At 60.0% G+C, this 26,151-nt stretch carries 28 protein-coding genes and 3 pseudogenes; 14 read left to right on the top strand and 17 right to left on the bottom strand.

The window, feature by feature from the left end:
* The 4 genes and pseudogenes from HNS03_RS19485 to HNS03_RS19470 all read right to left on the bottom strand — a co-directional run.
* Positions 1 to 128, bottom strand: a pseudogene (locus tag HNS03_RS19485) (IS630 family transposase); the annotation flags it as partial.
* Positions 129 to 192: 64 nt separating this feature from the next.
* Positions 193 to 543 carry a hypothetical protein gene (locus HNS03_RS19480; RefSeq protein ID WP_367197724.1) on the bottom strand — a complete coding sequence of 117 codons (351 nt, stop codon included), beginning with the start codon at positions 541 to 543 and terminating at the stop codon, positions 193 to 195.
* Complete coding sequence (locus HNS03_RS19475) at positions 543 to 1,058, bottom strand: hypothetical protein (protein WP_367197723.1); 516 nt, start codon at positions 1,056 to 1,058, stop codon at positions 543 to 545. Before HNS03_RS19475 ends, HNS03_RS19480 begins: the two co-directional genes overlap by 1 nt.
* Before the next feature lie 7 nt (positions 1,059 to 1,065).
* Positions 1,066 to 2,031, bottom strand: a complete 966-nt coding sequence (locus tag HNS03_RS19470) for a CBASS oligonucleotide cyclase (RefSeq protein ID WP_367197722.1) — start codon at positions 2,029 to 2,031, stop codon at positions 1,066 to 1,068.
* Positions 2,032 to 2,198: 167 nt separating this feature from the next.
* Between HNS03_RS19470 and HNS03_RS19465 the strand changes: the two genes are divergently transcribed.
* Complete coding sequence (locus HNS03_RS19465) at positions 2,199 to 3,437, top strand: helix-turn-helix domain-containing protein (RefSeq protein WP_367197721.1); 1,239 nt, start codon at positions 2,199 to 2,201, stop codon at positions 3,435 to 3,437.
* A gap of 9 nt (positions 3,438 to 3,446) precedes the next feature.
* The gene (locus tag HNS03_RS19460; protein ID WP_367197720.1) at positions 3,447 to 3,962 is read left to right on the top strand and encodes a hypothetical protein; all 516 of its coding nucleotides are present in this window, start codon (positions 3,447 to 3,449) and stop codon (positions 3,960 to 3,962) included.
* Positions 3,963 to 4,041: 79 nt separating this feature from the next.
* Here HNS03_RS19460 and HNS03_RS19455 read toward each other — a convergent pair whose 3' ends face one another.
* Entirely contained in the window at positions 4,042 to 4,614 is a 573-nt protein-coding gene (locus HNS03_RS19455; protein ID WP_367197719.1) for a tyrosine-type recombinase/integrase, read from the bottom strand.
* Between the two features lie 167 nt (positions 4,615 to 4,781).
* Between HNS03_RS19455 and HNS03_RS19450 the strand changes: the two genes are divergently transcribed.
* Positions 4,782 to 5,432, top strand: coding sequence for a hypothetical protein (locus HNS03_RS19450; RefSeq protein WP_367197718.1), 651 nt, complete (start codon positions 4,782 to 4,784; stop codon positions 5,430 to 5,432).
* Positions 5,429 to 5,830, top strand: a complete 402-nt coding sequence (locus HNS03_RS19445) for a hypothetical protein (protein ID WP_367197717.1) — start codon at positions 5,429 to 5,431, stop codon at positions 5,828 to 5,830. Before HNS03_RS19450 ends, HNS03_RS19445 begins: the two co-directional genes overlap by 4 nt.
* Positions 5,831 to 5,872: 42 nt before the next feature.
* Here the strand turns inward: HNS03_RS19445 and HNS03_RS19440 are convergent, their stop codons facing one another.
* The 10 genes and pseudogenes from HNS03_RS19440 to HNS03_RS19395 all read right to left on the bottom strand — a co-directional run bounded on the left by HNS03_RS19440 (position 5,873) and on the right by HNS03_RS19395 (position 13,951).
* On the bottom strand, positions 5,873 to 6,094 hold the full coding sequence (locus tag HNS03_RS19440) for a DNA-binding protein (RefSeq protein ID WP_367197716.1): 222 nt from the start codon (positions 6,092 to 6,094) through the stop codon (positions 5,873 to 5,875).
* Positions 6,095 to 6,591: 497 nt separating this feature from the next.
* Positions 6,592 to 7,212, bottom strand: a complete 621-nt coding sequence (locus tag HNS03_RS19435; RefSeq protein WP_367197715.1) for a PRC-barrel domain-containing protein — start codon at positions 7,210 to 7,212, stop codon at positions 6,592 to 6,594.
* A 177-nt stretch (positions 7,213 to 7,389) separates the two neighbouring features.
* Positions 7,390 to 7,683, bottom strand: a complete 294-nt coding sequence (locus HNS03_RS19430) for a hypothetical protein (protein ID WP_367197714.1) — start codon at positions 7,681 to 7,683, stop codon at positions 7,390 to 7,392.
* A gap of 119 nt (positions 7,684 to 7,802) precedes the next feature.
* Positions 7,803 to 8,057: a hypothetical protein gene (locus tag HNS03_RS19425; RefSeq protein ID WP_367197713.1), complete on the bottom strand. Its 255-nt coding sequence runs from the start codon at positions 8,055 to 8,057 to the stop codon at positions 7,803 to 7,805.
* Positions 8,054 to 8,641: a PAS domain-containing protein gene (locus HNS03_RS19420; RefSeq protein ID WP_367197712.1), complete on the bottom strand. Its 588-nt coding sequence runs from the start codon at positions 8,639 to 8,641 to the stop codon at positions 8,054 to 8,056. Before HNS03_RS19420 ends, HNS03_RS19425 begins: the two co-directional genes overlap by 4 nt.
* Before the next feature lie 27 nt (positions 8,642 to 8,668).
* Positions 8,669 to 9,523, bottom strand: coding sequence for a cache domain-containing protein (locus HNS03_RS19415; protein ID WP_367197711.1), 855 nt, complete (start codon positions 9,521 to 9,523; stop codon positions 8,669 to 8,671).
* Between the two features lie 629 nt (positions 9,524 to 10,152).
* A pseudogene (gene nhaA / locus HNS03_RS19410) lies at positions 10,153 to 11,456 on the bottom strand (Na+/H+ antiporter NhaA).
* A gap of 291 nt (positions 11,457 to 11,747) precedes the next feature.
* Positions 11,748 to 11,927, bottom strand: coding sequence for a hypothetical protein (locus HNS03_RS19405; RefSeq protein WP_367197710.1), 180 nt, complete (start codon positions 11,925 to 11,927; stop codon positions 11,748 to 11,750).
* A 107-nt stretch (positions 11,928 to 12,034) separates the two neighbouring features.
* Positions 12,035 to 12,379 carry a hypothetical protein gene (locus HNS03_RS19400; RefSeq protein WP_367197709.1) on the bottom strand — a complete coding sequence of 115 codons (345 nt, stop codon included), beginning with the start codon at positions 12,377 to 12,379 and terminating at the stop codon, positions 12,035 to 12,037.
* A 681-nt stretch (positions 12,380 to 13,060) separates the two neighbouring features.
* Positions 13,061 to 13,951 (bottom strand): transglutaminase domain-containing protein, encoded by an 891-nt coding sequence (locus tag HNS03_RS19395; protein WP_367197729.1) that lies wholly within the window; start codon positions 13,949 to 13,951, stop codon positions 13,061 to 13,063.
* Between the two features lie 521 nt (positions 13,952 to 14,472).
* Between HNS03_RS19395 and HNS03_RS19390 the strand changes: the two genes are divergently transcribed.
* From HNS03_RS19390 to HNS03_RS19370, 5 genes are all read left to right on the top strand, one after another.
* Positions 14,473 to 14,787 carry a co-chaperone GroES gene (locus HNS03_RS19390; protein WP_367197708.1) on the top strand — a complete coding sequence of 105 codons (315 nt, stop codon included), beginning with the start codon at positions 14,473 to 14,475 and terminating at the stop codon, positions 14,785 to 14,787.
* Between the two features lie 56 nt (positions 14,788 to 14,843).
* The gene (gene groL, locus HNS03_RS19385) at positions 14,844 to 16,475 is read left to right on the top strand and encodes a chaperonin GroEL (protein ID WP_367197707.1); all 1,632 of its coding nucleotides are present in this window, start codon (positions 14,844 to 14,846) and stop codon (positions 16,473 to 16,475) included.
* A 160-nt stretch (positions 16,476 to 16,635) separates the two neighbouring features.
* Positions 16,636 to 17,046 carry a hypothetical protein gene (locus HNS03_RS19380; RefSeq protein WP_367197706.1) on the top strand — a complete coding sequence of 137 codons (411 nt, stop codon included), beginning with the start codon at positions 16,636 to 16,638 and terminating at the stop codon, positions 17,044 to 17,046.
* A gap of 222 nt (positions 17,047 to 17,268) precedes the next feature.
* Positions 17,269 to 18,471, top strand: coding sequence for a class I SAM-dependent methyltransferase (locus HNS03_RS19375; protein ID WP_367197705.1), 1,203 nt, complete (start codon positions 17,269 to 17,271; stop codon positions 18,469 to 18,471).
* A 154-nt stretch (positions 18,472 to 18,625) separates the two neighbouring features.
* Entirely contained in the window at positions 18,626 to 18,892 is a 267-nt protein-coding gene (locus tag HNS03_RS19370; RefSeq protein WP_367197704.1) for a DUF1488 domain-containing protein, read from the top strand.
* Between the two features lie 251 nt (positions 18,893 to 19,143).
* On the opposite strand, the gene HNS03_RS19365 is transcribed toward HNS03_RS19370, so the two are convergent.
* Positions 19,144 to 20,529 carry a transposase gene (locus HNS03_RS19365; RefSeq protein ID WP_367197703.1) on the bottom strand — a complete coding sequence of 462 codons (1,386 nt, stop codon included), beginning with the start codon at positions 20,527 to 20,529 and terminating at the stop codon, positions 19,144 to 19,146.
* Between the two features lie 313 nt (positions 20,530 to 20,842).
* Between HNS03_RS19365 and HNS03_RS19360 the strand changes: the two genes are divergently transcribed.
* Entirely contained in the window at positions 20,843 to 22,396 is a 1,554-nt protein-coding gene (locus HNS03_RS19360) for a Fic family protein (protein WP_367197702.1), read from the top strand.
* A 64-nt stretch (positions 22,397 to 22,460) separates the two neighbouring features.
* Here HNS03_RS19360 and HNS03_RS19355 read toward each other — a convergent pair whose 3' ends face one another.
* The gene (locus HNS03_RS19355) at positions 22,461 to 23,615 is read right to left on the bottom strand and encodes a tyrosine-type recombinase/integrase (RefSeq protein WP_367197701.1); all 1,155 of its coding nucleotides are present in this window, start codon (positions 23,613 to 23,615) and stop codon (positions 22,461 to 22,463) included.
* A 437-nt stretch (positions 23,616 to 24,052) separates the two neighbouring features.
* On the opposite strand from HNS03_RS19355, the pseudogene HNS03_RS19350 reads away from it, so the two are divergent.
* From HNS03_RS19350 to HNS03_RS19335, 4 genes and pseudogenes are all read left to right on the top strand, one after another.
* Positions 24,053 to 24,211, top strand: a pseudogene (locus HNS03_RS19350) (hypothetical protein); the annotation flags it as partial.
* Positions 24,212 to 24,944: 733 nt separating this feature from the next.
* On the top strand, positions 24,945 to 25,271 hold the full coding sequence (locus HNS03_RS19345; protein WP_367197728.1) for an ETC complex I subunit: 327 nt from the start codon (positions 24,945 to 24,947) through the stop codon (positions 25,269 to 25,271).
* Between the two features lie 2 nt (positions 25,272 to 25,273).
* Complete coding sequence (gene rpoZ, locus HNS03_RS19340) at positions 25,274 to 25,630, top strand: DNA-directed RNA polymerase subunit omega (protein ID WP_367197700.1); 357 nt, start codon at positions 25,274 to 25,276, stop codon at positions 25,628 to 25,630.
* A complete protein-coding gene (locus tag HNS03_RS19335) occupies positions 25,620 to 26,120 on the top strand; it encodes a hypothetical protein (protein WP_367197699.1) in 501 nt (166 codons plus the stop codon). The genes rpoZ and HNS03_RS19335 overlap by 11 nt, the downstream gene beginning before the upstream one ends.
* Positions 26,121 to 26,151: the final 31 nt, after the last annotated feature.

Raw genomic sequence — 26,151 nt, 5'->3', positions numbered from 1 at the left:
CCGTCGCCGCTGAGGAGGACGATCCGGGCTCGCCAGGCGTGCTTTTGCGAGCTCTTCGGATTGGCGATGATGGCCTCTAGCCGCTTACGATCGCGGGCCGACAGCGTAAACATGATCCCAGTGCGCATGCCGGGCAGACTCGCACCGAACGACTCTCAGGGGAATCCCGTAACGGGACTCTTTTGATCCGATCTATCCACTAGACAGGCTCAAAGGGAGAAGTGTGATGTCGAGATCCAAATTTCGCGCTACTGCGTCGCCAATGGTCTCAGCTAGTTCGGTCTTCCCAGAGCCAACATCTCCTGCAAGGACCACAAGTGGGGGGCGGTTAGTTACGGTGGCAACGATGCTGTTCGAATTGGGGTGGTATTTCTTGGCCCAAGCCTCCAGGTCCGACGGGTTAATCAATAGGCTAAGCATTTTGGCAAGTCGAGATTTCTGGTCTTCGATCCCGATGAGCCGTGCCAGGCGTCCACGGGCATCAATGTCGGGGAGCGTCTGGCGACACTCGAAAAGTTCGTTGAAATTGGGACCGTCTTGCATCACCAACTCCTGACCGTTTCGCGGTTCAAAGAACGCCCACCGGAAGAGTAGGTCTTATCGCTGACGACGTATCCATTGATACCCGGCTCGGGTGCGCTTGTCCGTTGGATTGGCAAGCTGACTTCGAAAGCTTCTTTGTCAGCTTGGCTGAGCTGCGACCAAGCTGAACTGTAGGTCATATAACTGTAGAAAGATGCGCCGGAGATGTCCGCGCCAGGACGAATACGGCCAGGATCGTCATCGTTGACGGATACGCCGGCCAACTCATGCGCAGTGTATATCAAGGTCGGATTGATCATCTCTCCATCGCGCCGAAAGCCATAGGTGACCGTGCCGAGATATCCGGCCTTCAGGAGCGCGACCATCTCTTCTTCGAAGTCCGCTATCTTGATGTCGCTTGGTTGGCCGTAGAAGCGCTGCATGCGCTTCAAGTCAGTGGCGACCTTGCTTGCCATGTGACGCGCATGCGTGACCGTGAAGGTCTGCGTCTCGGTGATCGTATAGCTACTACTCATTGGCGCCTCACACCTGAAATCCTGGGCCGAAGACCTTCTGCCAGTAGTAGACGGTCTTGTCTTTGGTTGGCGCTGCCAGGGCCGCATCGATGGCATCGCCAGCGTCGAGTGCTGCGTCAATGATCTGATCGACCTGTTGGCGGGTGTACAATCGACTGACGTTATTTTCAGCGTTTACCGGGTCGATGATCTGTAGCGGGGCGCCGAGATTGCCGACGATGGAAGGATTGTAATAGTCGCTAAAGACAATCCGCTCCGCCAGATCGCTTTCGACGATGTACGTGAAGAAATGCTGGAGCGCCTCAGGGTAGTCCGAGAAGTCGAGGCCGTCGTCGGCGAGTTTGGCGAGAATCATTTCGACCATGAACGACTTGAAGCGAAATCCATCGTGCTCGCGCTTCATACGCCGTGCCCAAAACTTTGCCAGACGGACAACTTGTGCAAAGTGCGTATCATTGGCTTTTTTACGCTTGCGGATGAACTCTAAGTGACGGGGGATATTGGTGCGAAGGAACGAGCCATCCTCCTGGCTGACGAGCTCGCCATACCAATCCGGATCCCCATCGTACAGGATGGGAACCACGTCCACGTCGAGACCGGAACCGCGAAATGAGACGGTGACCGAGTAGGTCTGAGGTTGCACTTGGTCGGGCTGAAAGTTCGGGAAAGCCTTGCGGAGGCGCTCAGCCAGATATTCAAGCAGCGCGTTAACATCATGAGGCGCGTCTGCACCGCTAATGTAGCAGGCCACGTCAATGTCATTGAGAGTGCGAAGCGCCGTGCCCTTTGCAAGGCTGCCTGAGAGGAGCATTTTCTTGAGTGAAAAATCCGGGTGTTCCGAGAGGTGGCCCTCCAGCTTCTCGCGGAGCCGGCGCGCCTGTGCCCGGAATTCATCGGCCTTCGCCTTAGGGAGGTTCACTTTCTCCTGGGCGAAGCGCTCAATGTCCCCGTGATCTACGTGCTGCCTGCTCATTAAACTCGTCCAATTTGCCTATATTTTGTGGTTTTCGCCTAGTCGGCACGCGCTATCATGTATGTTCGATAATAGGTCTGTCAACGGAAAAATTTGACAAATGATGTTCTCGTTATCATATTGGATGTATAAGGCGATGAAAGCCAACCCATGAAAGGAGGTCAGTGATGGAAGCGGTCGAGCTCGGTCGTAGACTACGGATTGCGCGTGAGGCACGCGGGCTTAGCCAGCAGGCCGCAGCGGGCGCGCTCGGCTTGCCTCGCACTGCCATCACTCAGATGGAGGCGGGCAACCGCTCGGTGTCGACCCTTGAACTGACCAAGCTGTCTGACCTCTACCTTCGTCCCATTGCCTATTTCTTTGATGATAGGGCTGAGGGTGAGGAAGAAGATGTGCTGGTCGCGCTTCACCGGATTGCTCCCGGCTTGGAGCGGGAAGCGGCCGTACGGGAGCAGGTAGATCACTGCGTTAGCCTTTGCAGAGAAGGTGTGGTTCTAGAGCGCCTGCTCGGAGATGAAGAGCGCTCAGGGCCGCCAGCATATGAGATGCATTTGCCGCGGAATGCCGGAGATGCAATTCAGCAAGGTGAGCGTGTTGCCGAAGAAGAGCGCCGCCGTCTTAGTATTGGTAGCGCGCCAATTGCTGATGTCTCCGAGCTTATTGCTACTCAGGGAATTTGGGCATCCGGAATTGAGCTTCCAAATGAGATGTCAGGACTTTTTTTGCGTCATCCGTCGATTGGTCTGGCTATTCTGGTAAATGCGCATCACCCGCGAGGACGTAAACGGTTCTCATACGCGCACGAGTATGCGCATGCTCTGATGGATCGCGACCACAAAATTACCATTTCAACTGCGGATAACTCGGCCGAATTGGTTGAAAAACGCGCGAATGCATTCGCGGCAGCTTTCCTCATGCCACGTAACGGGATCTATGAGGTGTTGAGAAGTCTCGATAAGGGGCTCCCAAGCCGCTCCGAGCAAACCATCTTCGATGTAGCCAGTGGTGGGCACATAGATGCGGAATCGCGGCCGGCCGCTCGGTCTCAGCGAATTACCTATAAGGACGTCGCTCTTGTCGCGCACCACTTCGGGGTAAGTTATCAAGCTGCTCTTTATCGGATGAAAAGCCTGAAGCATGTTTCGCAGCCGGAATCCCAAGAGTTGTTGGAGAATGAACGGTTCGGGCGTGAGTATCTACGCGTTCTTTGCATGTTTGATGACGTTGAGGAACAGGAGCAACGTCAGTATTGGGATCGAGAACTTAGGAGCGAAATTGCTCATTTAGCTATCGAGGCGTACCGGCGAGAAGAGATTTCCCGGGGAAGGCTAGTCGAGCTGAGTAAGACTTTGCGCATCGACGGGGAAACCCTGCTGAACCTTGCAGAAGTTGCGCGCGGGGAGTGACTGAAGGCGATGGCGGAAGGGCAGGCTGAAATCATTGTGACAGATACGTCTGTCCTTCTGAATTTTATCAAGGTCGGCCGGATGGATCTTGTGGATGCCTGCGCATTCACCGTCTTGGTGACGGATCACGTCGCAGCGGAGATCACCGACCAATACCCCGCTCAGCAAAAGCAATTTTCTGCTGCTATTAACGGTGGCGTCATCAAACAGGTCAGCATCGATGATCCTGATGAGGTTGCAATATTTGGCTCCCTAATTGGATCGGGCCGTTTGGGCGCGGGCGAGTGCTCGGCGATAGCATTAGCTGCCAACCGGGATTATTGCCTTGCGATAGATGATCGGAGGGCGGCTAATGAGGCGCAGCGAACCGCGAAAAATCTAAAGATCCTGACAACACAAGATCTTGTCGTTTCGATGATCCATGAAGGGCTTTTGGAAATTTGTGAAGCTGATGCGATCAAAGAAGAATGGGAAAGAAATCATAGATTTAGCCTGAAAATCGGCACGTTCGGGGATGTAGTTTAGGAACGACATGATATCATCCGTGTGCCGAAATGCAGAAAAGTGTAACAGGGTCAACCCCCAATTCTTGCGGGCTTTGGCGTTAGTCTCTTCCCCACATCCGACGGGCTATTTCCCGTTCCTCCAAGCCGACGGCATTGCCGTAGATCGCGGTCGTCGCGATGTCGGAGTGACCAAGCCATTTCTGCACCAGGTTCAGGGGCACGCCCTTTTCCAAGGCGGCGATCGCGAAGGCGTGCCGCAGCCCTTTTGGGCTGGCATAGGGGCCTTCGATGCCGCCCCGCTCCATCACCGCCTTGATCCGCCGATAGCCGGTCATCCGGCACCAGGGCCAGAGAAGTTCCTGATCCGGCGGCAGTTTGTGCAGTAGATTGCCGAGACGGCGTGACATGGCCGAGGGGATCGGCACGGCCCGATACACCCCGTGCCGGCGCTTCTTGAGCGTCTCCAGCACCACCACCCGTTCGACGAGATCCACCCGGTCGCGGGTGAGGTTCAGCGCCTCGGAGAGACGGCAGCCGGTATAAGCCACGGTCAGGCAAAACGCAGCCACCTCCGCGGGCTCTTTGCGGGCCGCGTGGATGAAGGCGGTGCGCTCCTTGATGCTGAGATATTTACGATGGCCGGCGTCGTCATAGAGGCTCCAGTTGGCCATGGGGTTTCCGATGCTATCGAAGGCGGCGTTCCTCCTTACGCGTTGATTTCACTGTGTGAATCGTAACGCGCGGAGACTCCCCGGGTGACACTTTTCTGCATTCTGTAACTGACTTCGCATGTCGCCCTGTGGCTGGCGTGCAACACAACTGCACGGGGAGTGAGATCATGAAGAGCACCTTCAAAGCATCCATCCGCGGGGCGGCAGGGCTCGCATTCGCGGGCCTCGCGCTGGCGGCGTGCCAGACGACGCAGGTCGAGGAAGCGGCGGTCGCCGAACCGCTCGGGCCGATGGCGGAGCCGGCCCCGTATGCCGAGGGGACTGTGTTCCACGGCATTCGGAACGGTAAGCAGGTTCGGAACACGCTGATTGCCGTTGAGGGGGATCGCTATACGTGGCAGCGCGATACGGACGGCTGCACTTGGACGATGGATGCAGATATTGCCCTCAGATTCGGTCCGGAAGTGAGCTGGGAGAATTGCAATTCCAGCGGCACCACGACCATCACGAACAAGTCGGGCGACATCTGGCCACTGGAAGTCGGCAAGACCGTTTCTTACGAAGGCACGGGCTACACAGCTGGCGGAAACGACTGGTCGGCAGATCGTACGTGCGAGGTTGAAGGGCAGGCGCGTGTCACTACGCATGCCGGCACCTATGACACCTACAAAGTGGTCTGCCGCACGAAGTGGCGGGAGATGATTTCCTACGTGTCGCCCGAGGTGGGCGCAGCCGTGAAGTTCGTACAGCGGCCGACCCGATCCGATTCCAATTCGCCGCGGACGGACTTCGAGCTCACGCGGATCGAAGCGCAATGAGGGCGGCGAAGTCGATCCGCCGTCTGGCGGTTGGCGCTTTGTTGCCGCTGAGCGTGGCCGGGTGCTTTGAGACCGAGGACATCGGAGTGGTCGTCGTCGGCGCGCAGTATGACGGGGCGCGTGACCAATGCCGCGTCGAGGTCGAAGTGACGAACAACCTGCAAGAGCCGATCGAGTTAATCTCCATATGGCCTTACATGAACGGCACAAAGCCACGGGATAATTTCGGCACCGTCGTCCGTCTGAGCGACGTGAAGGTGGGCGAGGTAAAACGGCGAACGGCCGTCTATGACGATCCCGACGGGAGCATTTGCCGTGACCCGGAGATCACGAAGATCGATACCGGGTACGATTGCAAGACAGCGACCCGAATATGCAACGAGGACATCTCGTTCTAAAAGAAGCCCCGCCGATTGGCGGGGCTTCAAGTTTGGTTGGTGTCAGGCAGCCTGGCTCTGGGACTTCGGCGCCCTGCGCTGGCCTTCGAGCCATTTGTTGAACTCGGCGCGGTCGATGTAGACCCGACCGCCGATTTTGATGAGCGCCGGGGCTATGCCGTTTGTCTCGGCATGGAAGATCCACCAGCGCAGCTTGCTCTCGGTCACGAACGGCGCCTCCGCCGCAAGCTGCTTGACCGTTCGCAGCTCCTTGTAATCGATCAAGGGCTGAGCCCTCCGTCGTCGATTGACGTCAAAAAGAGCAGGAACAGGTCGAAACTACGCGGAAACGGCGGGAATCTCAATTTCCGGCGGTGCGGAAGCGCGTCAAGCGTTCGGTTGATCGCCTTCGCTTGGCCCGAGGTAGCGGGTGTTCATGCGGCCCACCACGTCCTTGATGTGGTTCTTAGACAGGTGGTGTGGCAGCGCACAATTTGGAGCGTCCGGTGCGCGAGCACATTGGCAGTCTCGACGAGACTCGCTGTACTTGGTCTGCTGCCGGCCTTTCGGAGACGCGGTTAGGCTAACATAGCTCGTCCTTCTGATCCGATCGGACGTTGGCAATCGGAGAGGTCAGGACGTTTGGTGCTCTTCCGGCTCGAAATGACACCAAGATACCGCCTCACTGTGACATCAACAGACCCGACGGTCTTTCAATTTTGGCCGCAGGCGACGGCTCGCCTGCGGCCTGCCGCAGTAGGGCTTTGGGCAAAGGAGACCGATCAATTGCCCTGCCCGACGCCCGTGCCCACTCCGGTGCCGGTTCCCATGCCACTGGTTCCCGTTCCGCCGACACTCGTGTCAGCGGGGTCGGCCGGCTCGCTGCTGACTTGCTCACGGAAGTTGTACTCAGGCGCGTTATCCGCCTCCTCCCGCGTCAGGTCCAGCGAGATCCTGTTCGCGTCGAAATCGATTTCCAGCTCCGACCACTCGACGGCTATCTGCTTCGCGCCAAACCCCAGAAAGCCGCCAACCGCCAGGATTGCCGCCTGCATTTCTCCTGAATCGCGATCAACGATCAGATCGTTGATCGACCCGATGATTTCGCCACCGGGCGACGTCACCGTCGTGTCCATGATCCAGTCGAGCCGCAGTTCGTTTGAAGCTTGCTCCCGAACGATCGGCGTGCTGTCGGCTTCCGTGTTGGAGGCAGATTCGCCGGGCAGTCCTGTTTGCTCACCGGAAGACGTGGTGTCACTGTCGGCTGCGTCTGTGCTCGCGTTCGGTTGTGACTCAACGGCGCTTCCGTCGATCTGATCGGCCGAGGTCGGCGGCTCCTGGGCAAACGCGATGCCAAACCCCATCGGCAGGATCAGCGCTGTCGTTGCGAGTAAGCGTTTCATGGTGACGTTCCTCCGTTTACGATTTGTCTCGGATCACCGTCCAGAAGGGCGCTCTCCTTTCGGCCTTTCGCGGAGCTCCATGGTCGTTCACGGCGACCCGGGCGTTGCAGAATGGTCGTGATGGTGACGGAACCGGCCCATTTGCCGTCCAGGCCGGTCCCGGATCTTCGTCGGATGCTACTGGGTCATGCCTCTGGCTTCGGCCCGCTGCATGATGTCGCGCTGAGCGGTTACGAGGGCCTTCATACACATTTGCTCGTTGCCGGCCTGATGCGCCTGCCGCGCGGCGTCCAACTGCGTGGTGGCCGCCGTCGTGTCGATACCAAGTTCGTCGGCCTGGGACTTCAGTTGTTCGATCTGCGGCAGCGCCTCAGCACAGGTTGGCTGCCGCTGCTGCTGGTTTTGAGACTGAGCCATCGCCCCGGTACTGACGGCTGCCAGGAAGACCGTGGCCGTGAGAATCGTACGCATCTTTCGCGTCTCCTTCGCTTTTGGGTTCGGTTGACGGGAAAAAAACTTCAAATATCGGGCGTTGATTGAGCCGTTACAGCTCTTTTGCTTGCAAATCTCAGTGGAATTCGGGGGGCGGCCTATCGCGATGGCACCACCCTCAACTGCCAGCTTTCCTCGCTGCCACGAACACCGAGGCGGTAGCTTCCGGGCTGGCTGACCTCGCTCTGACCGTCCCCGGAGCCGGTCTGGAAGCCGATCACGGTATCGAACTGGCCGTCGGAGGTCCGTCGCTCGAGCGTTAAGATCGACTGTTCGGTGGACCACACGACGCGCCACGGCTGATCGACATCGAACTCGGGCGACGTCCATTCTCCAACCCCGGTGAAACTCATCGGAACCGCTCGATGTCGAGGACACCGATCCAGGCACTTTGGGAGCGAGCGTAAGCGGAGGCGTAAGCCGCGATAAGGCCTGGTCGATTGAGTAGGCCGGTGAGGTCGTCGGTTCGGATGCGCGTATCGAAGTCGCGCTGTTGAGCTTCCAGTGCAGCGCTCTGGTCCTGGATAGCCAGGAAGTGGGTCAGTTGGCCCATTTGATCGAGTAGGGGCGATAGCCCGACATGTACCGACGTGAAATATCCGTTTCTTCGACGAAGCGTCAGTATGCCGATCCAGGCCGCCCCACGTCGGATGGTTCGCCATACGTTGATGAAGAAAGACCGGGGTGCCGTTCCAATGAGAAGCCGACTGACGGGGCGCCCCAGCAGCTCGGAGCGGTCGTAGCCGGTTACACGGCATGCACTTTCGTTCACCCAGACAAGATTCAGCCGGTCGTCTGCGATCGCGATCGCGCCGGATGCCTGATCAAGCGCCGTGGACAAGAGCTCTGCTCTTTCGGCATTCACTCTGCTTCGACCGGCGCTCAGGCGGAGCAGAACGAAGGCGCCGAGCAGGATCGCAGCAAGGATTAGCCCCATCAGCGCTTTCTCGGTGGAATTCGCGCGTCACGACATGAGCGCCGCATCTATCGGCCGTGTAATCGCGCCGGATAGACCGAGAGGGCCGAGTTCCTGGCAAGCGAACAGGTATTGACGATCCGCGATGTCGATCCGCTCCACCTCATACCCCCGGGCCGCATCCGTGCAGGACGCCAGCTGATCGGACGGCACGATATGATGAGCGCTTCCGAATACACGGCGCCCATCGTCCGTGAATACCGAAATCCGCGTTGACCCATCATGGACGCTGGCCGTAAGCAACTCGGTGATGGACGTATAGTCCAGGAGGCCAACCAGCACGCCTTGAAGCCCTCCCTGATCATCGTGCCAGGGGGCCGAAACGGCGACGAATTGCCGTCCTTCGGCATGACCTAAACGACCGGTATGGGGCTCGGATATGTAAATGCCAGTTCCGCCGCCCTCGACAATCGCACGAAAGTAACTCCGGTCGGACAGGTCCATGTGCTCGACCTCCGGGGTCCGGAAGGTTGCGTAAGCCATACCGTTCGGCTCGATGATGAACATCGAAAGAAGCGACCTGTCGTCACCAGCGAGATTCTTCAGCAGGCTATGGGCCTGGCGTTTGGCGAAGAGCGTGTCGCCGTTTGGCAGTTGATGATCCAGCGTTTCGAGCTTCGACTTGAGCGAGGCGATGCGCTCGAAGACGTAGCGGGAGCCGACAGCAAGATCCGAAATCAGACGCTGTTCGGCATTTCTCAGCAGATCCTGCCGAGACGCCCAGATGTTCTGTGCAAGGACACCCGCAAGCAGGGCCAGGGCGAGCAGCCACACAGTTGCTGCACGCAGGGGTATTTTTCGGCGTAGCCTGGACTGCTTCTTATGGCCGCGAGGCCTTTTCATTGAGCGAATTCCTATTCAGGCCCCTGCGCCCTCACTCATCCTGGCATTCGGATTGACCTGCACAGCACGGACAGCCCGCTCAAAAAGGGTGCCGTGCGACTTCAGCAGAATGAGGTCATTTCGTGCGCGTCTGAACGCGATAAATCAGCGTCGCACACAAGACGCTGTGCGAAAAGCAGTTGCGGGCGAGACTGCTTGACGGAATTTCACTGGTCGGAAACCAGCAGGCGGGCTCAGACTCAGAAGGTCCCATCACCTTTCTCCTGCTGGTCGGGTTCTCGCAGGCAAAGCGGATGCGTACCGAATCGCCCGTACAATGGACGATCAGTTCTCCTGACATCCGGGCTCGGGAGGGCCGGGGTCGCGGTTGCTCATTCTTCCTTACTGTGGCCTCGCCTACTTAATTGATCTCGACCGGTTCAGGGCGCTCGCATCGCGCCAGAGGTACCAATGCTTTCAGCGGGGACGATGATCTTTCATCGCCTCAAGCGCGGATCTGAATGCACTTCTGAGAAGCTGACTGTCGCCGCAGTCTGAGAGACGGTTGACAATCGAATGGCCCAATAGTGAAGACGGCAGCTTGTCGGAAAGACGTAGCAGAAAGTTGATTTACTGCGTTTTGCGGCGAGTTAAGCCTTGCTTTGCCGCCTTGTCAGCCCAACCAGCATTGCAAGCCCGACAGCGGCAGATACGACGGAGCCCACGAGTATACCGAGTTTGGCAGCACTGAGCGTGGCCGGAGCATAGGCGAGGCCAGCGATGAACAGTGACATCGTGAAGCCGATCCCGGTGAGGAAAGCGCCGGCTGCGAGGAAGGACCAGCTCAAACCGGCAGCTCGGACGGCCAGGCCGACACGCACGGCAATCCAGGAGAAGCTGAAAACGCCAACCGGCTTGCCCAGAACCAAGCCGAGAACGATCGCCAGCGAGACGGACTGGCCGAGGTCGGCCCCCTTGATCGAAACTCCGGCATTGGCCAGGGCGAAGATCGGCATCACCGCAAAGCCCACCCACGGGTGCAGCATCATTTCCAGTCGTTCCACCGGGGAAAGCGATTCCCTGACAGCCCGCCCGGCTTGCCGGAGGTCGCGCCGATCCGCAGTGTCTCCGCTCCAATGCTCGCCTCCGGGATAGGCAAGCATGCCGGAAAGGATCGCCCGAAGACGTACGTCGGTGACCCACACACGCGTCGGCGTCATCAATCCGAGAACCACTCCGGTAATCGTCGCATGGACTCCAGAGAAGTCAAAACATAGCCAGATCAGGCTTCCAAACACGAAATATATCGGAATACCCCTAATCCCCAGGCGGGCGATGCCTGCGACTGCGCCGAGCCCGAGCACGGCCAGCCCCAGTGCGAACCAGTTCAACGCTTCGCCGTAGCCGATCGCCACCACCAGTATTGCCCCCACATCGTCGAAGATCGCCAGGGACAACAGAAACAAACGTAGAGCTGGCGGGATACGGGACCCGAGGAGCGCGAGGCAGCCGATCACGAACGCCGTGTGTCGGTGGCCATCACGGTACCCCACCCGTGCGCGCCCGGCTGGCCGGTCATCAATGCCACATAGATGGCCACCGGAACGACCATGCCACCCAGGGCAGCTGAGAGCGGAAGTGCCGCCGTTCGCACGTTCCGCAATTCGCCGAGAACGAGCTCCCGCTTGAGTTCCAGCGAAATCACGAAGAAAAAGAACGTCATCAGCCCGTCGTTGATCCAATGCCGCAAGGAGCGGCTGAATTCCAACGAGCCGAAACGGAGGCCGAGAGGCGTCTCCCAGAACGAGAGGAACGGCGTCGACCACGGTGAGTTGGCCAGAACCAGCGCCAGAAGCACCGCAAGCAACAGCAATCCACCTGCCACCGCCTCGATCTTGAGAAATCGTGCGAACGGTTTCGTGAAGCGGTCGGCTATCTCGCGCGGCAGGTCCATGCGGCTAGATTCGGCCATGATGACTTTTCACTCTATCCGTGTCGGGGGATGCGCTCACGGGCGAAACGGACCGTTCCCATGCCCGTTGTGGCGCCGGGCAAACGCGACGAGCACGGGTTTTGCCCCATGCTGGTGTCAAGGCTCATGATCAGGGAGATCATAGGAAACCCTGCCCCCGCGACCCGTGGATCACGTCGCGCTATCGATGGGCATCGAAACGGGTTTCCATTTGGATCGCAGAAGGACGATCTATCCGGATGATCCGGCGGCCAAGGTTGGCCTGAAGCCTGTCTATCTTCCGCGTCCGTCTCGCTCCGCCTGTGCAATAGCATCCTTCAGGTTCGTGTAGCGGAATTCACGATAGTGGAAATGGTCCACCGGGACCCGCGTGATGCCATACTCGGCCATCTCAGCGTCTGCAGCCGAAACGCTGTTTTCCGAACGAACCTCAGTGATCTTCTCCGTTTCCATGTTCTGCCTTTCTCGGTCAGATCGCAGCTCCACAATTGGGGCGCCGACCGTTCTCTTCACCCGGGGGGGACGATTTTCGCAGCTTGGCGACTTCAAGAGGACGCTGATCAGCTGCTCTGTTCGAGATCCTCGACCGGATTTGTGCTCATGGCCGGCCGCGCCTCGCGGGCCGCACGCACGATCTCCGGGTCGATCCGAGCAATCTTGTAGGACTGAGACGCGCCGTTTGACCGCGGCAGCACGATTGATGTGGAAACCGTTCGAAAGGCGACGAAGGAGAGCCCCTCAATCAGCTCTTCCACGATTTCAACCTCGAAGGTCCCGGGACTGTGCTGGCGTCCGAGCCCGTCGATGTAGAACGGTTCATCGAACGTTATTGTCTCGCGGACAATGCGCTCGTCCGGCCGGATGGGCGCTTGCGGAGTGCCGGCCTCCTTCAGCCAGACCTGCACGTCCTGACTGGCTCGTCCCGCAGAGAACCGATATCGGCTCTCGACCGCTGCAACCAGCTCTCCGACAGTCCGGATATTGGCGCACTCGGACGGCTCCAAGCGGGGCCAGCGCGATCGCATGGCTCGCACGTGATTGACGACGATGTCGTGAATTTCTATTCCCGAGTTGAACATGCCGTTCCCCTGTTCCGGTCGCCGCGCCGATTCACAAAAAAGGGGGCCGCACGGAGGCGGTCCCCTTCTTTCCGAGAACGCTACTTGCGCACCGCCTGGACGTTCCCAGCCTCCGAAGGCGCCGCCTTCTTCTCATGCGGCTCTGCCTTCGGCGGACTTGTCGGGGCAGCCGGAGCAGGGTTCTTGGGATCTTCAGCAGACATGTTCGGGGTCGTTTCGATAGCCATGGGTCCCTCCTGGGACAGGCTAGTAGAGCCACGACGCGCAATCGCGTCGAAAGGCTCAGGCGCGGCTTGGTGCCGCGTCCTTTCCTGTAGAAGCACTTTCAGCCTTACTGACCCTGTTAGTAGGGAAAGGTCGTCAGTGATCCAATCAGGAAATTACCAGACAATTCGTCCGGCTGTATTCATACAATACCACCATTGCGCTTTAATTGTGTCCATTCGAATCCGATTGCCGGAAAATTCTATATTGCGTTCTGATGCTTCAGTATTTTACCGGAATAGTCTAATATTTATTTTCTCCAGAGAGCTCGGAGACTCGAACGTCAACGGTCATCGCGTCATAGTCCTGGCCCGGTCCCGTAAAGCTACCCGTAACCGGCATCGCCTGGTGGATATCCCGGGCGACCGCGACCGGAATGAGATTGGCGCCGCCAACGGCAAGATTGGTGGGATCGAACGTGATCCAGCCGGCTCCGGGCACATACACTTCGGCCCAGGCGTGGGTCGATCCGTTGCCCTGCGAGCCGACCAGGGCCTGGTCCGGATTATGGAGGTAACCGGAAACGATCCTCGCGCCGAAGCCCAAGCTGCGCACTGCCTCGGCAAACAGCACTGCGAAGTCCCGACACGAGCCCATTCCGCGCTCCAAAGTTCGAAGCGGCGACTGGGTGCCTTCGTCCTCCCGTATCTCGTAGGAAATCTGTGCGGAGACGCCGGCGTTAAGATCCTTGAGCAGGGAGAGCGTGTCAGTCGGATGCCCGGCCACGAAGCCCTGCGCCCACGCGGCGAGACGTGCTGCGGGATCGGGGTACTGGCAGGCGGAAAGCGGGCCGAGATCGGTCCAGGCATCGTCGGGATAGCGAAAAGGAAACGAAATCGCCGCCGCGGCAATATCGAAGACCGGCCATGCAGAGGCGCTGAGCTCAATCTCGGTCCTGCAGTCGATGACAAGACCGGTCGTCGGCGCCGCGAACGTCGCCGTGGCCACGGCATTTCCGTAGACGTCCTGGGCCCAGGTCAAGGTGGCTTCCGGCTCGGTAGTCAGGTCGAACCCGACGAGCCTGAGGTCTTGGCTTTCGCGCGGGCGCAACATCAGCCGGTGCGCACCGAGTCCAACGGAACGGCGGTAGCGATAGCTGGTCTTGTGCTGAATACCGATAAGCTTTGTCACGATTGTCTCCGATGGTGACACGTGCTTCCTCCGGAAGACCTGTCACGTGGTGTGAAAAGAGACTGGTTCCCGCCGCGAAGATCCCCTCGCAGTCTGCGGAAGCAGGCAGCGCGTAAGCTTCGCCCAGCAGGGCGCATCAACTGTCCGGATCCGGGCTGACCACTTGGCATCGCGGACGGTCTCTACGCAAAGTCGGAACCGCTGGATGCCCACGGTCTGAATTCAGGCGCCGTGAGAATGCCGGTCCATTGCCCGGGTCAGCACCGTCCCTCTTGCATATGGGGCGCTCAGCAAAATGACCGCGCCTCCGGATAGGTGTGTTTGTTGTGAAGCATTTCCCGGTCGGACTGATTTGGGTGGCTGAATATTTTCTTTATTCGAGAGGAAAAATAACCGTAAACAGAGTTTGATTGTATTCTGATTTTTGGAGAAAATAATATTTTTTAAAGCATCTATTATTCGGGAGAAAAAAATATTATATTGAATTTAAGGCCCTAAAAGATGCGGCTGTAGAAAGAATTATCATGACATTCAGGCCACTCCATGACCGCGTCCTCGTTCGGCGCGCGGAAGATGAAACGTCGCCCGAGGGCGGGATCATTATTCCCGGAGCCGCCGGAGAAGCGCACCAGAAGGGTCAGATTATTGTCGTCGGCCCTGTTTTGCAGGCCAATGGCAGCGAACTGACTGCGCTTGACGTGTCGGCGGGCGACATCGTTCTGTTCGATAAATGGTCCGGAATCGAGGTGAAGGTAAACGGGCAGACCCTCGTGATGCTCAAGAAGGCGGACATCTTGCGAATCGTCGAGAGGGCCACGGCGGTCGAAGAGGCCGCCTGACCGGTTGACGTTGAACGCTGCCTCCCGACGGCCCCGCACAGAACTGGACGACGACAATGGCTGCCAAGGAAATCAAGTTTTCGACCGATGCGCGCAATCGCATGCTGCGCGGCGCCGAGATCCTCAACAGGGCCGTCAAGGTGACGCTCGGGCCGAAGGGCCGCAACGTCATCCTCGATAAGGCCTATGGCGCACCTCGGATCACCAAGGACGGCGTCTCCGTCGCCAAGGAGATCGAGCTCGACGACAAATATGAGAACATGGGCGCGCAGCTTTTGCGCGAGGTGGCCTCAAAGACCAACGACCTCGCCGGTGACGGCACGACCACCGCAACGGTTCTGGCAACCTCAATCCTGCGCGAAGGGGCCAAGCTCGTCGCCGCCGGGATGAACCCGATGGACCTCAAGCGCGGCATCGACCTCGCTATCGCCGCGGTCGTAAAGGACATCCACGGCCGCGCGACGAAGGTCAGCACCTCCGCCGAGATCGCTCAGGTCGCAACGATTGCCGCGAATGGCGATGCGATGATCGGCAAGATGATCGCCCGGGCCATGGACGAGGTCGGCAAGGACGGCGTGATCACGGTGGAAGAGGCCAAGGTGGCCGAAACCGAGCTCGACGTCGTCGAGGGCACACAGTTCGACCGCGGCTATCTGTCGGCCTACTTCGTGACCGACACCGAGAAGATGCGCGTTGAACTCGAGGATCCCTACATCCTTCTGCACGACAAGAAGGTCGGCAATCTCCATACGATGCTGCCGGTCCTCGAGGCTGTCGTGCAGGCCGGAAAGTCACTTCTCATCGTCGCCGAGGACGTCGAGGGCGACGCGCTGGCGGCGCTTGTCGTCAACAAGCTCCGCGGCGGCCTCAAGGTCGCGGCGGTCAAGGCGCCCGGGTTCGGCGATCGTCGCAGGGCGATGCTCGAGGACCTTGCGGTACTCACGGGTGGCGAAGTGATCTCGGCCGATCTCGGCGTCAAGCTTGAGAACGTAACGATCGAGATGCTCGGCGGCGCGAAGCGCGTTGTGATCGAGAAGGACGCGACCACGATCATCGATGGCTCCGGTGACACATCCGCCATGGCCGCACGCGTCCGGCAGATCAAATCGCAGATCGAGGAGACAGACTCGGACTACGATAGAGAGAAGCTCCAGGAACGGCTGGCCAAACTTTCCGGCGGCGTCGCGATCATCCGTGTCGGCGGTACAACCGAGACGGAGGTCAAGGAGAAAAAGGACCGCATCGACGACGCGCTCAACGCCACGCGCGCAGCCGTCGAGGAAGGCATCGTGCCGGGGGGCGGTGTCGCGTTGCTGCGCGCCAAGGCGGCGCTCGCCACACTGACGGGATCCAATGCCGACATGACGGCGGGCATCTCGATCGTCACGCGGGCGCTGGAGGCGCCGATCCGGCAAATCGCGGATAACGCGGGGATCGAAGGATCGATCGTGGTCGGCAGAACGCTGGCCGCAACCGACATGCGGCAAGGCTATGACGCCCAGACGGGGCAATATGTCGACATGATCGCCGCTGGCATCGTCGACCCGACGAAGGTGGTGCGGGCGGCCCTGCAGGATGCGGGCTCAGTCGCGGCGCTTCTGATCACTGCCGAAGTCATGATCGTAGGTCGACGGGAAACTGGCGCGCCTCCTATGGCGAACAGCAGCATGGACGGTGCCGGTTTCTGAGGTGCCGGGAGTGAGCTGCCACCGCTGAGCCAGGGACCGCATATGCCCTCGCTCAGCCGGCGGTCGCGACTTCGATACGACGAGTGGACTCAAGACACGTTTTCGTTTTTCGGCGACCCTCGTCGAGAGGCGCTTTGCTCCAACAGGAAGGATCAATTCCATGGCCACGCAAAGCAATCCCAGGACGCCAGACACGAAACGATCGATCGGAACCCGCTGGGAAGAGTACCAACCCGCAAAGTCGACCCTCCTCTGGGCCTGCGTCGTGAGTGTCGCTGCAACGCTTGTCGTCGGCTTCACTTGGGGAGGCTGGGTGACAGGCGCGACAGCAGACGAACAGGCATCGGTGGCTGGCGACATCGCCCACGGCGAGTTGGCATCGCTGATCTGCGTCGAGCGCTTCAACGCCACGCCGGACTCAAACGCGCAGCTCTCTGAACTGGAATCGATCACCAGTTCCTACGAAAGGCGACGGTTCATCGAAGCCGGCGGCTGGGCTACGATGCCCGGTGAGACCTCTGCCAGCCGCCGCGGAGCCGACGGGTGTGCGGACGCACTCACGTCATCATAAGCAGCACACACAGCTCCCCGACCGTCCAGGCCGGGAGGCTGCAGTGCCTATCGGCCTCGGGTCAGCGGGATTTCTTCCGGCAGACCGGAAAGCCCCCTTGCAGGCACGCCGTCAACCGGAAGGCTGAACGCGGGTGCGGTTCGGATGCGGGGCTGTTGCCTCGCCAGAATCAATCGAGCAGACTGAACCGGCACAATTCATTAAAATCGAGCTTTTCAGGTCATGATGTTTACGACACTACTTAAAACCATCGTGCACGAAGGCAGCCTCTGTCTGATCGATGCTGCAGGCCGCCGACATATGATTGGCGATGGCTCGCCGCCGGAAGCCACGCTGCGCCTCACATCGAAGGCCAGCGAGTATCGACTGGCTCTCAATCCCACCCTGTCGGTTGGCGAAGCCTATATGGACGGCCGGCTGGTGGTGGAAGACGGGTCTATCTACGACTTTTTGGATGTCGTGGTGCGCAACTATGGAGCGGCGCCGGACTATCCTTGGCTCGCCCTGTTTGAACGGTTGGAAAGAGGACTCAAGCAGGCGAACCCGATCGGCCGTGCCCGGCGCAACGTGGCGCATCACTACGACCTCTCCTCCGATTTTTACGATCTCTTTCTCGACCAGGGGCGGCAATATTCTTGCGCCTATTTCGAACGCGAAGACGATACGCTGGAGGCAGCGCAAGAGAACAAATTACGCCATATCTCGGCAAAGCTTCTCCTGGACCGCCCAGGTCTCAAGGTGCTGGACATCGGATCCGGCTGGGGCGGCCTTGGCCTTCATCTGGCGGAGAATTACGGCGCCGACGTCACCGGCATCACGTTAAGCAGAGAGCAGCACAGCTACAGCATGGAGCAAGCTGCAAGATCCACATCTGATGGCCGGGTCCGATTTCAATTGAAAGACTATCGTGAAATCGATGGCCAATTCGACCGGATCGTCTCCGTCGGAATGTTTGAGCACGTCGGAAAGAAGAACTATCCGGAGTTCTTTGCGGGTATTCGCGACCTGCTGAGCGACGATGGCGTCGCCCTGATCCACGCGATCGGATACTCCGATACGCCGGCACCAATCAACCCCTTCATTCGCAAATACATCTTCCCGGGCGCAGATATTCCGGCTCTGTCCGAGGTATTTTCGGCTGTCGAACCGACCAGGCTCCGGGTTACCGACGTGGAGGTACTCCGGCTTCACTACGCCAAAACACTGCGCCATTGGCGCCAACGATTCATGAGCCATTCAAAGGAAGTGGTTTCCCTCTACGACGAGCGCTTCTTTCGGATGTGGGAGTTCTATCTGGCGTCCTGCGAGGTTGGTTTTCGGCACCGCACCATGATGGTCTTTCAGATGCAGCTTGCACGCCGCATCGACGCCTTGCCGATCACACGTGACTACATGTTTGACGCAGTTGCTCAACCCACTCGCTGAGTCAGACCTCAGCCAAAGACGACCCGACCGGAAAACCCGGTCATGGCCAATGCGCCTAGCTCACCGAGCAGCATATCGCGGCGTGCTGCCGACTGAACTGCCTCCGCAGATGACCGGGCGGTTGAACCCGTCGCTAAACAGAGGATAGCCACAAGTGACGCTCAGCTTCATAAATCCCAGCCGCAGCTACGACCCGAGGCGCCGACTGATTTGCTTCGTCGGTCACGACGGCATGTTTGAGATCCCCTTTTTTCTCGAAGTGAATGCCATTCCAGCATTTTCGGCGCGAGCGTCGACCTCCGAGGAGGATCTTCTCTCAGCCTTCGACAAAGCGCGCGGCACGATCGAAGGAGTTGCTTCTGAAGCATATTCACACAGGCGGCAGCGCGAATATGTCCTGACTTCCAGGGATTTCCGGTAAGGGGCAACTGGCGGTTTCGTCTACGGCGAAATGGGGTGTTTGATGGAACCGAAGGATCGGAATGTGCAAGAAGGTGGCCGCCCGTCAGTCCAAGCTTGATGCGGTGAGGTTGGCCGATCCGAAAATGGGTTCTTTTCGTTGCTGAGAGCACACCGTTGATCGACCGACATGGGCGGATTGTGTTGAAGAAGTCGGCGTCTAAGCTGAACTGACGGGTGGGCTCGCCGAAGGGCACGCGTGACCGCCCTCGGTCAGGCGGGTGTTGGAGCCGGCGCCGGGAAGAGCTTGGCGAGCTTTCTGAGGTTCTGGGCGGTGGCTGCGAGGTGGAACTCGTCGCGGGCGCCGTTGGGTCCTCTCAGGCGCAGCTGGTCGAGCTTCAAAATGCGCTTGAGGTGGGCGAACAGCATCTCGACCTTCTTCCTCGCGCGGCTTGAAGCGACGTAGGCATCGCTACCGGTAATCTCGCGGGCGAGGTTGCGGGCGCCTTCGTGGACGTGACGGGCGACTTTCCGCGCCGGCTGGTTTGGTGTGCACCGGTCTCTCAAAGCACAGCACGCGCAGTCCCTCTTGCGGGCGTAGTAGCGGATGAACCCGTCCTTGCAGACGCCGGTGCGCGCCTTGGTCATCGTCCGCCAGTATTTCTTCAGCCGGCTGCCACCAGGGCAGATGTATTCATCCGCCTCGCGGTCGAAGACGAAGTCCGTGTTGGAGAAGGTGCCATCCTTCCGTTCGGACTTGTCGAAGACCGGGATGTGCGGCTCGATCCCGTGCTCATAGACCAGCCAGCCGAGCATATCGGCCGAACCATAGGCAGTGTCGGCGGTGAGCGCCTCGGGATAGAGGCCGAAGCGATCCATCGTTCGCTCGATCATGGTCCGGGCTGCACCGGTCTCCGCCTGGCGAACGGCGCGCGTCGCCTCGACATCGACGATGACCGCATGATCGGTGTCGATCAGATAGTTGGTGGCGTAGGCGAAGAATGCCGGCCCGCGCAGGGCGCCAGTCCATTGTGACGCGGGGTCCACGTGCGAGGTGAACTTCGGCTTCACCTCGGTTGCGGCGCCGAAGGCCGCGTCATCGAGCGTGTCCAGATATTCCCTGACGGCGCGGGGGGCCGTCTCCGGATCGAGCCGATCGATTGGCCAATCGCCGATCGGCGTTGCGTTCTGCTTGTTCGCGTCCGCCCGGATCAAGCTGGCGTCCACGGCAAAGCGCTCACCGCCAACCAGCCTTTCGGCGATACAGCGTGCGACAACCCCCTCGAACAACTGGCGGAACAGGTCGCAGTCGCGGAACCGGCCGTGACGGTTCTTCGAGAAGGTCGAGTGATCCGGTACCGGATCGGTCAGGTCGAGCCGGCAGAACCACCGATACGCCAGGTTCAGATGCACCTCCTCGCAGAGACGGCGCTCAGAGCGGACGCCCATGATGTAGCCGACCAGCAGCATCCGGATCATCAGGTCCGGGTCGATCGAAGGTCGCCCCGTGTCGCTGTAGAAGGGGCGCAGGCGAGCCCGGATGTCAGTCAGGTCCACGAACCGATCGACCGATCGGAGCAAATGGTCGGCCGGCACGTGGTCCTCGAGCGAGAACTCGTAGAACAGCGCACCTTGCATTGCATGCCGCGATCCCATCATGGCCGTCGCCCTCCGTCATTCCCAAAAAGACGGAATCAGCCTTCAAGCTCCTGCGCAACCGGACTTTTTCAACACAATCGGCGCGTAGCCGACGCGGCGTCTCCCGCAAGCTCCTGGTCATTACGCAGTACTCAAAGGGATTTACGGAGAAACCCTCTTCCGTCCCCGAGCGGTGGCGACGTGTCCCCTGACCAAGGGGACCACGTCGAGTTTCGCGCAGTTTTATACTGAAGAATCATATTTCACGTGCTAATATCAAAATTCATAGACGGCCTGTGCCGGAACCAAAACATAAGAACAAGGCACGGATTTCATGTCAGCAGCGAACGAGATTCCATTTTCAGGCCCCGTCACCATTTTTCAGGAAAGGCGGTTGCCCGAGCCTGCCACGCCTTCGGGCTACAGCGCGCTGATCGACGCCTACGGGCTCGACGTGCCGCTGCCCCGCACGCTCTCGGCGATCGGCGCTCATCACCGTCTCATCGAAAAGGACGGCTGGCGGCTGATGACGCCTCGGCACGCGCCCGAAGCGACTCTGGAAGGCCACCTCACCTTCGCCCTCAAATATGAGGGGCTCGATCTCGCCGCGCTCAAGCGCCTGTTTCAAACAACCGGCCCCGCACCGATCGAAGCGATCGTGCGCGGCAAGCCCACCGGAGCCTACGCCCGTCGCGTTTGGTTCCTCTATGAATGGCTGACAGGTGAAACCCTGGACCTACCGGATGCGAAGACGGGGCGGTACGTCCCGGCCCTCGATCCCGAGCTTCAGTGGGGGGCCGAGGCGAAAACAGCACCGCGCTACCGGGTCAAGGACAACCTCCCTGGGACGCCGGAATTCTGCCCGTTGGTCTTTCGCACCAAGATGCTTGAGGACTTCGTCGCACGCGACTTGGCCCGAAAGGCAAAGGAGATCGTCGCGGACGTCCCGCGCGACATTCTTGCCCGGACGGCAGCCTTCCTACTGCTGAAGGATTCGAAGTCGAGCTACGCGATCGAAGGCGAGCGCCCGCCCCAGGATCGCATCCAGCGTTGGGGCCGGGCGATCGGAGAGGCCGGCCGCACGCCGCTGGACCGCGACGAGCTCCTGCGCCTGCAGCGCATCGTCATCGGCGATGCCCGCTTCATTCGTCTCGGCCTGCGCCGGGAAGGCGGCTTTGTCGGCGAGCATGATCGCGAGACGCGGATGCCGCTGCCGGAGCACATCAGCGCGCGCCCGGAAGACCTCTCGACGCTGATCGACGGCATGACGGCCTTTGACCACGGTCCCGCCCGCCAGATGGACGCCGTCATCGCCGCGGCAGTCCTGGCGTTCGGGTTCGTCTATGTTCACCCGTTCGAGGACGGCAACGGGCGCCTGCATCGCTACCTCATCCACCATGTCCTTGCCGAACGAGGATACAACCCGCCGGGCTTGGTCTTTCCGGTCTCCGCCGTCATTCTAGATCGCATCGACCGCTATCGCGACACGCTGGAAAGCTACTCGGAGCGGCTGCTGCCGCTGATCCGCTGGGAACCGACGGAGCAATTCAACGTTCGGGTGCTCAACGACACCGGCGACTTCTACCGATTCTTCGATGCGACCCCCCACGCGGAATTCCTCTACGCGTGCGTCCGCCAGACGATCGACCACGATTTGCCCTACGAGACGGATTTCCTGCGCCGCTACGACACATTCCGCGCCCGGATCGAGGCGATGATCGACATGCCCGAGCGCACGGTCGATCTGCTCTTCCGCTTCTTGAAACAGAATGACGGCGCACTCTCGAACCGCGCCCGCGAGAAGGAGTTCGCCGCGCTCACCGACGAAGAGGCCCGACAAATCGAGGCGATCTATGCCGACGCCTTCGCGGACATGGGATCATCGTAGGCGTTCCCGGAAACTCGCAGAGCGGCCCGACGCCGGTCGAACCAATGGGTGGGCACAACGCCGATCAGCTGTCTGGCCGTTCGGGCTCGGAAGGGCCGAGGTAGCGGTTGTTCATTCGCCCGACAACATCCTTGATGTGACTGTCGGAAAGATGGGCATAGCGGCGGACCATCTGAAGCGTCCGATGCCCGAGCACTTCCGCGATTTCGACAAGGCTCGCGCCGTTCATGGCCAGATAGCTGGCCGTGCTGTGTCGAAGATCATGGAAGCGGAAATCCGCCAGACCGGCGGCGTCGCGGGCGTTCTCCCATGCCTTGCGTATGTCGATCGGTCCCCGGCCGTCACGGCGTGGGAACAACCATTGTGTTTCCGGCGGTTCGTGTAGTTTTCCATAGAGGGCTTTGGCGTAGGCAATTTGATCGCGAATAGCCGGCAAGATTTGCGGGACGATGTAAGCAACGCGCGTATCGCCGTTCTTCGTATTGCGTAGGATGGCGGTGCCGCGTTCCAAGTTCACGTCGGCCTGCGTAAGGCTGAGAATCTCGCTGCGACGCGCGCCGGTGCTGATCGCAAGCAGCACGACCGGATAGAGCTGCGGATTATCGCTTTCCTGGCAGGCCTTGAGCAGGAGCGCTCGCTCGTCATCGTCCAGGTAGCGGGTCCGTTCATTTCTGATCTTGGTAATCTTATTCACGCCATCGAGCGGGCTGGAGGCTGTCCAACCCCACTGAATGGCGTATTTGAAGAGCAGGGCGAGCTCATCCCTATAGTGCTTCAGCGTCTTCGGGCTCTTGGGCTTCTGTGGTTTCCTCGCCTTCCCATCGGTGCCCTTGGTCTTGCGGCGGCTGTCGCCTTCAGCCGCGAGCGCACGCATTTTCTCGCTCACCAGATCAGACGTGATGTAGGCAAGAGAGTACGGCCCGAGCTCCCGCTCCCAATAGTTGAGGAAAGAGGCTTCGGCCCGCTTTGTGCTCTCCGCGCGATGAACGAAGACCTCGGCGCGGAACCGGTCGATCACATCCTGCAAAGTTTTTGCCGCCGCTGTGCGAACGACGTTCTTGAATTCGCCTTTGCGAATGCCGCTTTCGGTTTCCTGAGCCCATTGCTTCGCATCGGTTAGCCGCTTGAAGGTGCGTACCTGATCGGGAAAGCCCTTCATCCGGACCATCACCCGATAGGATGGTCCTCTCTTTCCTTCACGCTTCTGAATTGTGGCCACGGGTGTCCTCGCGGTCTCGAGAGCGACGCGCTCCACCGAACTTTTTTGGCACACTTTTGGCACACTTAAAATCAAAAACTCCCAACAATGACCAAGCGGTCTGGATTAGAAAAGCATAAAAATACAATATGTTATATGTTGGATCCTGTTGGAAATGTGTGCCAAAAATGGCTTTGCACTTGGCTCATAACCTGAAGGTCGTAGGTTCAAATCCTACCCCCGCAACCACTTTTGTTATAACTCGCTGGAAATCCAGATCTGACCAGGGCCCCGCAAGCTTAACTGCTTGCGGGGCCTTTGTATTTTGTCCACAACGTCATCCGTCGGAGTGGTAATGCTTTTGCGGTCCGGGCCAGCGTTGGGAAGATGCGGGACGGGAGAATGGCTCTGTCGGCACCCGCATGCGGCATTGAGCGAGGCTTTCCGGCGCGCGTTTTCCGGTGCAGGTCGACATCGGTTTCGCTGACGCCGTGACGCCGAAGGCTGAAGAAATCGAATACCCGTCGACCCTCTCGCTTCCGGCCCCGCGCATCTGCGCTTATCCGCGCGAGACGGCCGTCGCCCGCAGCGTCCAAGACCGATCCTGCAGGTCTTGAAGTGGCATTCTCCGATCCTAAATTTTTCTCGCCGAACGGCGGATTACCGCGTTCGGCGCGAGGCTCGACCTTGAGGGTGAGCCGCCGCGCGCTTGCACATCGCTTCTAGCGAAGGGTGTGTTTGACCGTGCGTCCGATGCCGCTGCCGGGCTCCACCGGCAGCCCGGTGATGGACCGGCCCGGCACGTTTCGTGCCTCTTGCCCTTCCGATGCAGTGCGGCCGCCGCCGGCGGCTCTTCTGTCCTCGAGGTTCATGGCGATGAATTTCGAGAAGATGGAGGAGTCCGGTCATGAGATCATTCGCTGCGGAAACCAGGCCACTACCGGTCGGAGCGTGGCCTGCGAAGGAAACGGACAGAGGTGGTGGTGACACCGCGACGGTCAATGCTGACGTCGCGGGTTTGTACTCGGGCACGGACGCCTCGCAAAAGGCGTCTGTGCGGCCAGATCCCATTGACCTGGCTGCGCTCGAGTCGTTTCCCGCGAGCGATCCGCCAGGATGGCTCGGCATCACCGCCGGCACCCCGATCAGATACCCCGGAAGTGAACCTGCCAAAGGGAGGCGGCAATGAGAGCATTTGCCAAGACCGAACGGGATTTCGGTCCTTGCGGGCAGGAAGCCCCGGCCCGATCCGTACCGGCCAGGAACGCCGATCTCATTGACCTAGGCCAGGAGCGGTCGAAGCGCCGTCCATCGTCTCAGTTCTCTGCCAGCCCGGCACAGGGCCTCGCCGTGCGCATCTATCGCCCGGCACGGAGCGTCATGCAGGCGGGACAGGCACGGACCAAGAAGTGGGTGCTCGAATTCGAGCCGAGATGGGCGACCGAAATCGAGCCTCTCATGGGGTGGACGAGTTCGCGCGACACGCTCCAGCAGGTGAAGCTGACCTTTCCGAGCAAGGAACGGGCGGTCGCTTTCGCGGAACGCCGAGGCTGGCCCTATACGGTCATCGAGCCGCACGAGCCGAGAATCCGTCCCAAGAGCTATGCCGACAACTTCCGGTGGCAACATCCACCAGCCGCTCCGACCGTCGAGAAGGGACAGGCCCGGGGGAGGTGAGCATGGCGCGCATCACCGTAAACGACTGTCTTGAACGGGTCCCGAACCGTTTCGAACTCGTGCTGCTCGCGGCCGAGCGCGCGCGACAGCTGGGCCGGGGTGAGCCGCAGATGATCGAAGTCGCGGGCGAGCCGCGTACGCTCGTGTCCCTCCGGGAGATTGCCGCCGGCAAGGTCGATGTCAACGCGTTGCGAGAACGGCTGGTTCGCAGGCTCCAGCGTCGTGGCTACGAGGAGCCCGAGCTCGATGCGCTGCGGGAGGACGCCAGCCTCGGCCTGGGAAGCGATGGCGGTGATGGCGAGGCGATACTCGCCGCCGCTAATCAGGCGCATGAGGAGCCACGCAGCCATGCGGCATGAGAACGGATTGGCAGAAGGCCGCGCGATGGGTGACAGCCAGACAGCGAGCCATGTCGAGCGCTGGTCGACCTGGGACTATGCGGTCGCTGCGGCGTACACCGCACTGCTGATAGCGCCGGCGCCGTTCTTCTGGGCGCCGCCGGCTTGGGTGTGGGCGCTCATGAGCCTGCCCGGTCGCCCCGCCGAAGCCGCAAGGGTCGACAACTTGCGCGCCACGCATTGGAAGGCGGCGGCCCGGCCTGCCGCGGTCGCGGCAAGCGGAACGCCCTTCGCCTTGCTACAGGCGTGTCTTGGCATCCAGTTCGATCACGCCGCGAATGAAATACGATTCCGGCGGCCCTGGCTGCCCCGCTTCCTGGACGAACTGGTCATCCGATCGTTGCGATTGGGCGAAACACGCGCGGACATCCTGCTCCGCCGCTACGAAGACGATGTCTCGGTCAATGTGCTTGGCCGCAACGACGACGTGGCCGTGACCGTGACGTATTGAGGCTGGGGCAATTCCATTATCGAGGAGGAAA

It is taken from the genome of Amorphus sp. 3PC139-8 (assembly GCF_040750475.1).
Classification (GTDB): domain Bacteria; phylum Pseudomonadota; class Alphaproteobacteria; order Rhizobiales; family Amorphaceae; genus Amorphus.
The sequence above is the reverse complement of the archived record's forward strand: the minus strand, read 5'-3'. Positions and strand labels throughout refer to the sequence as shown.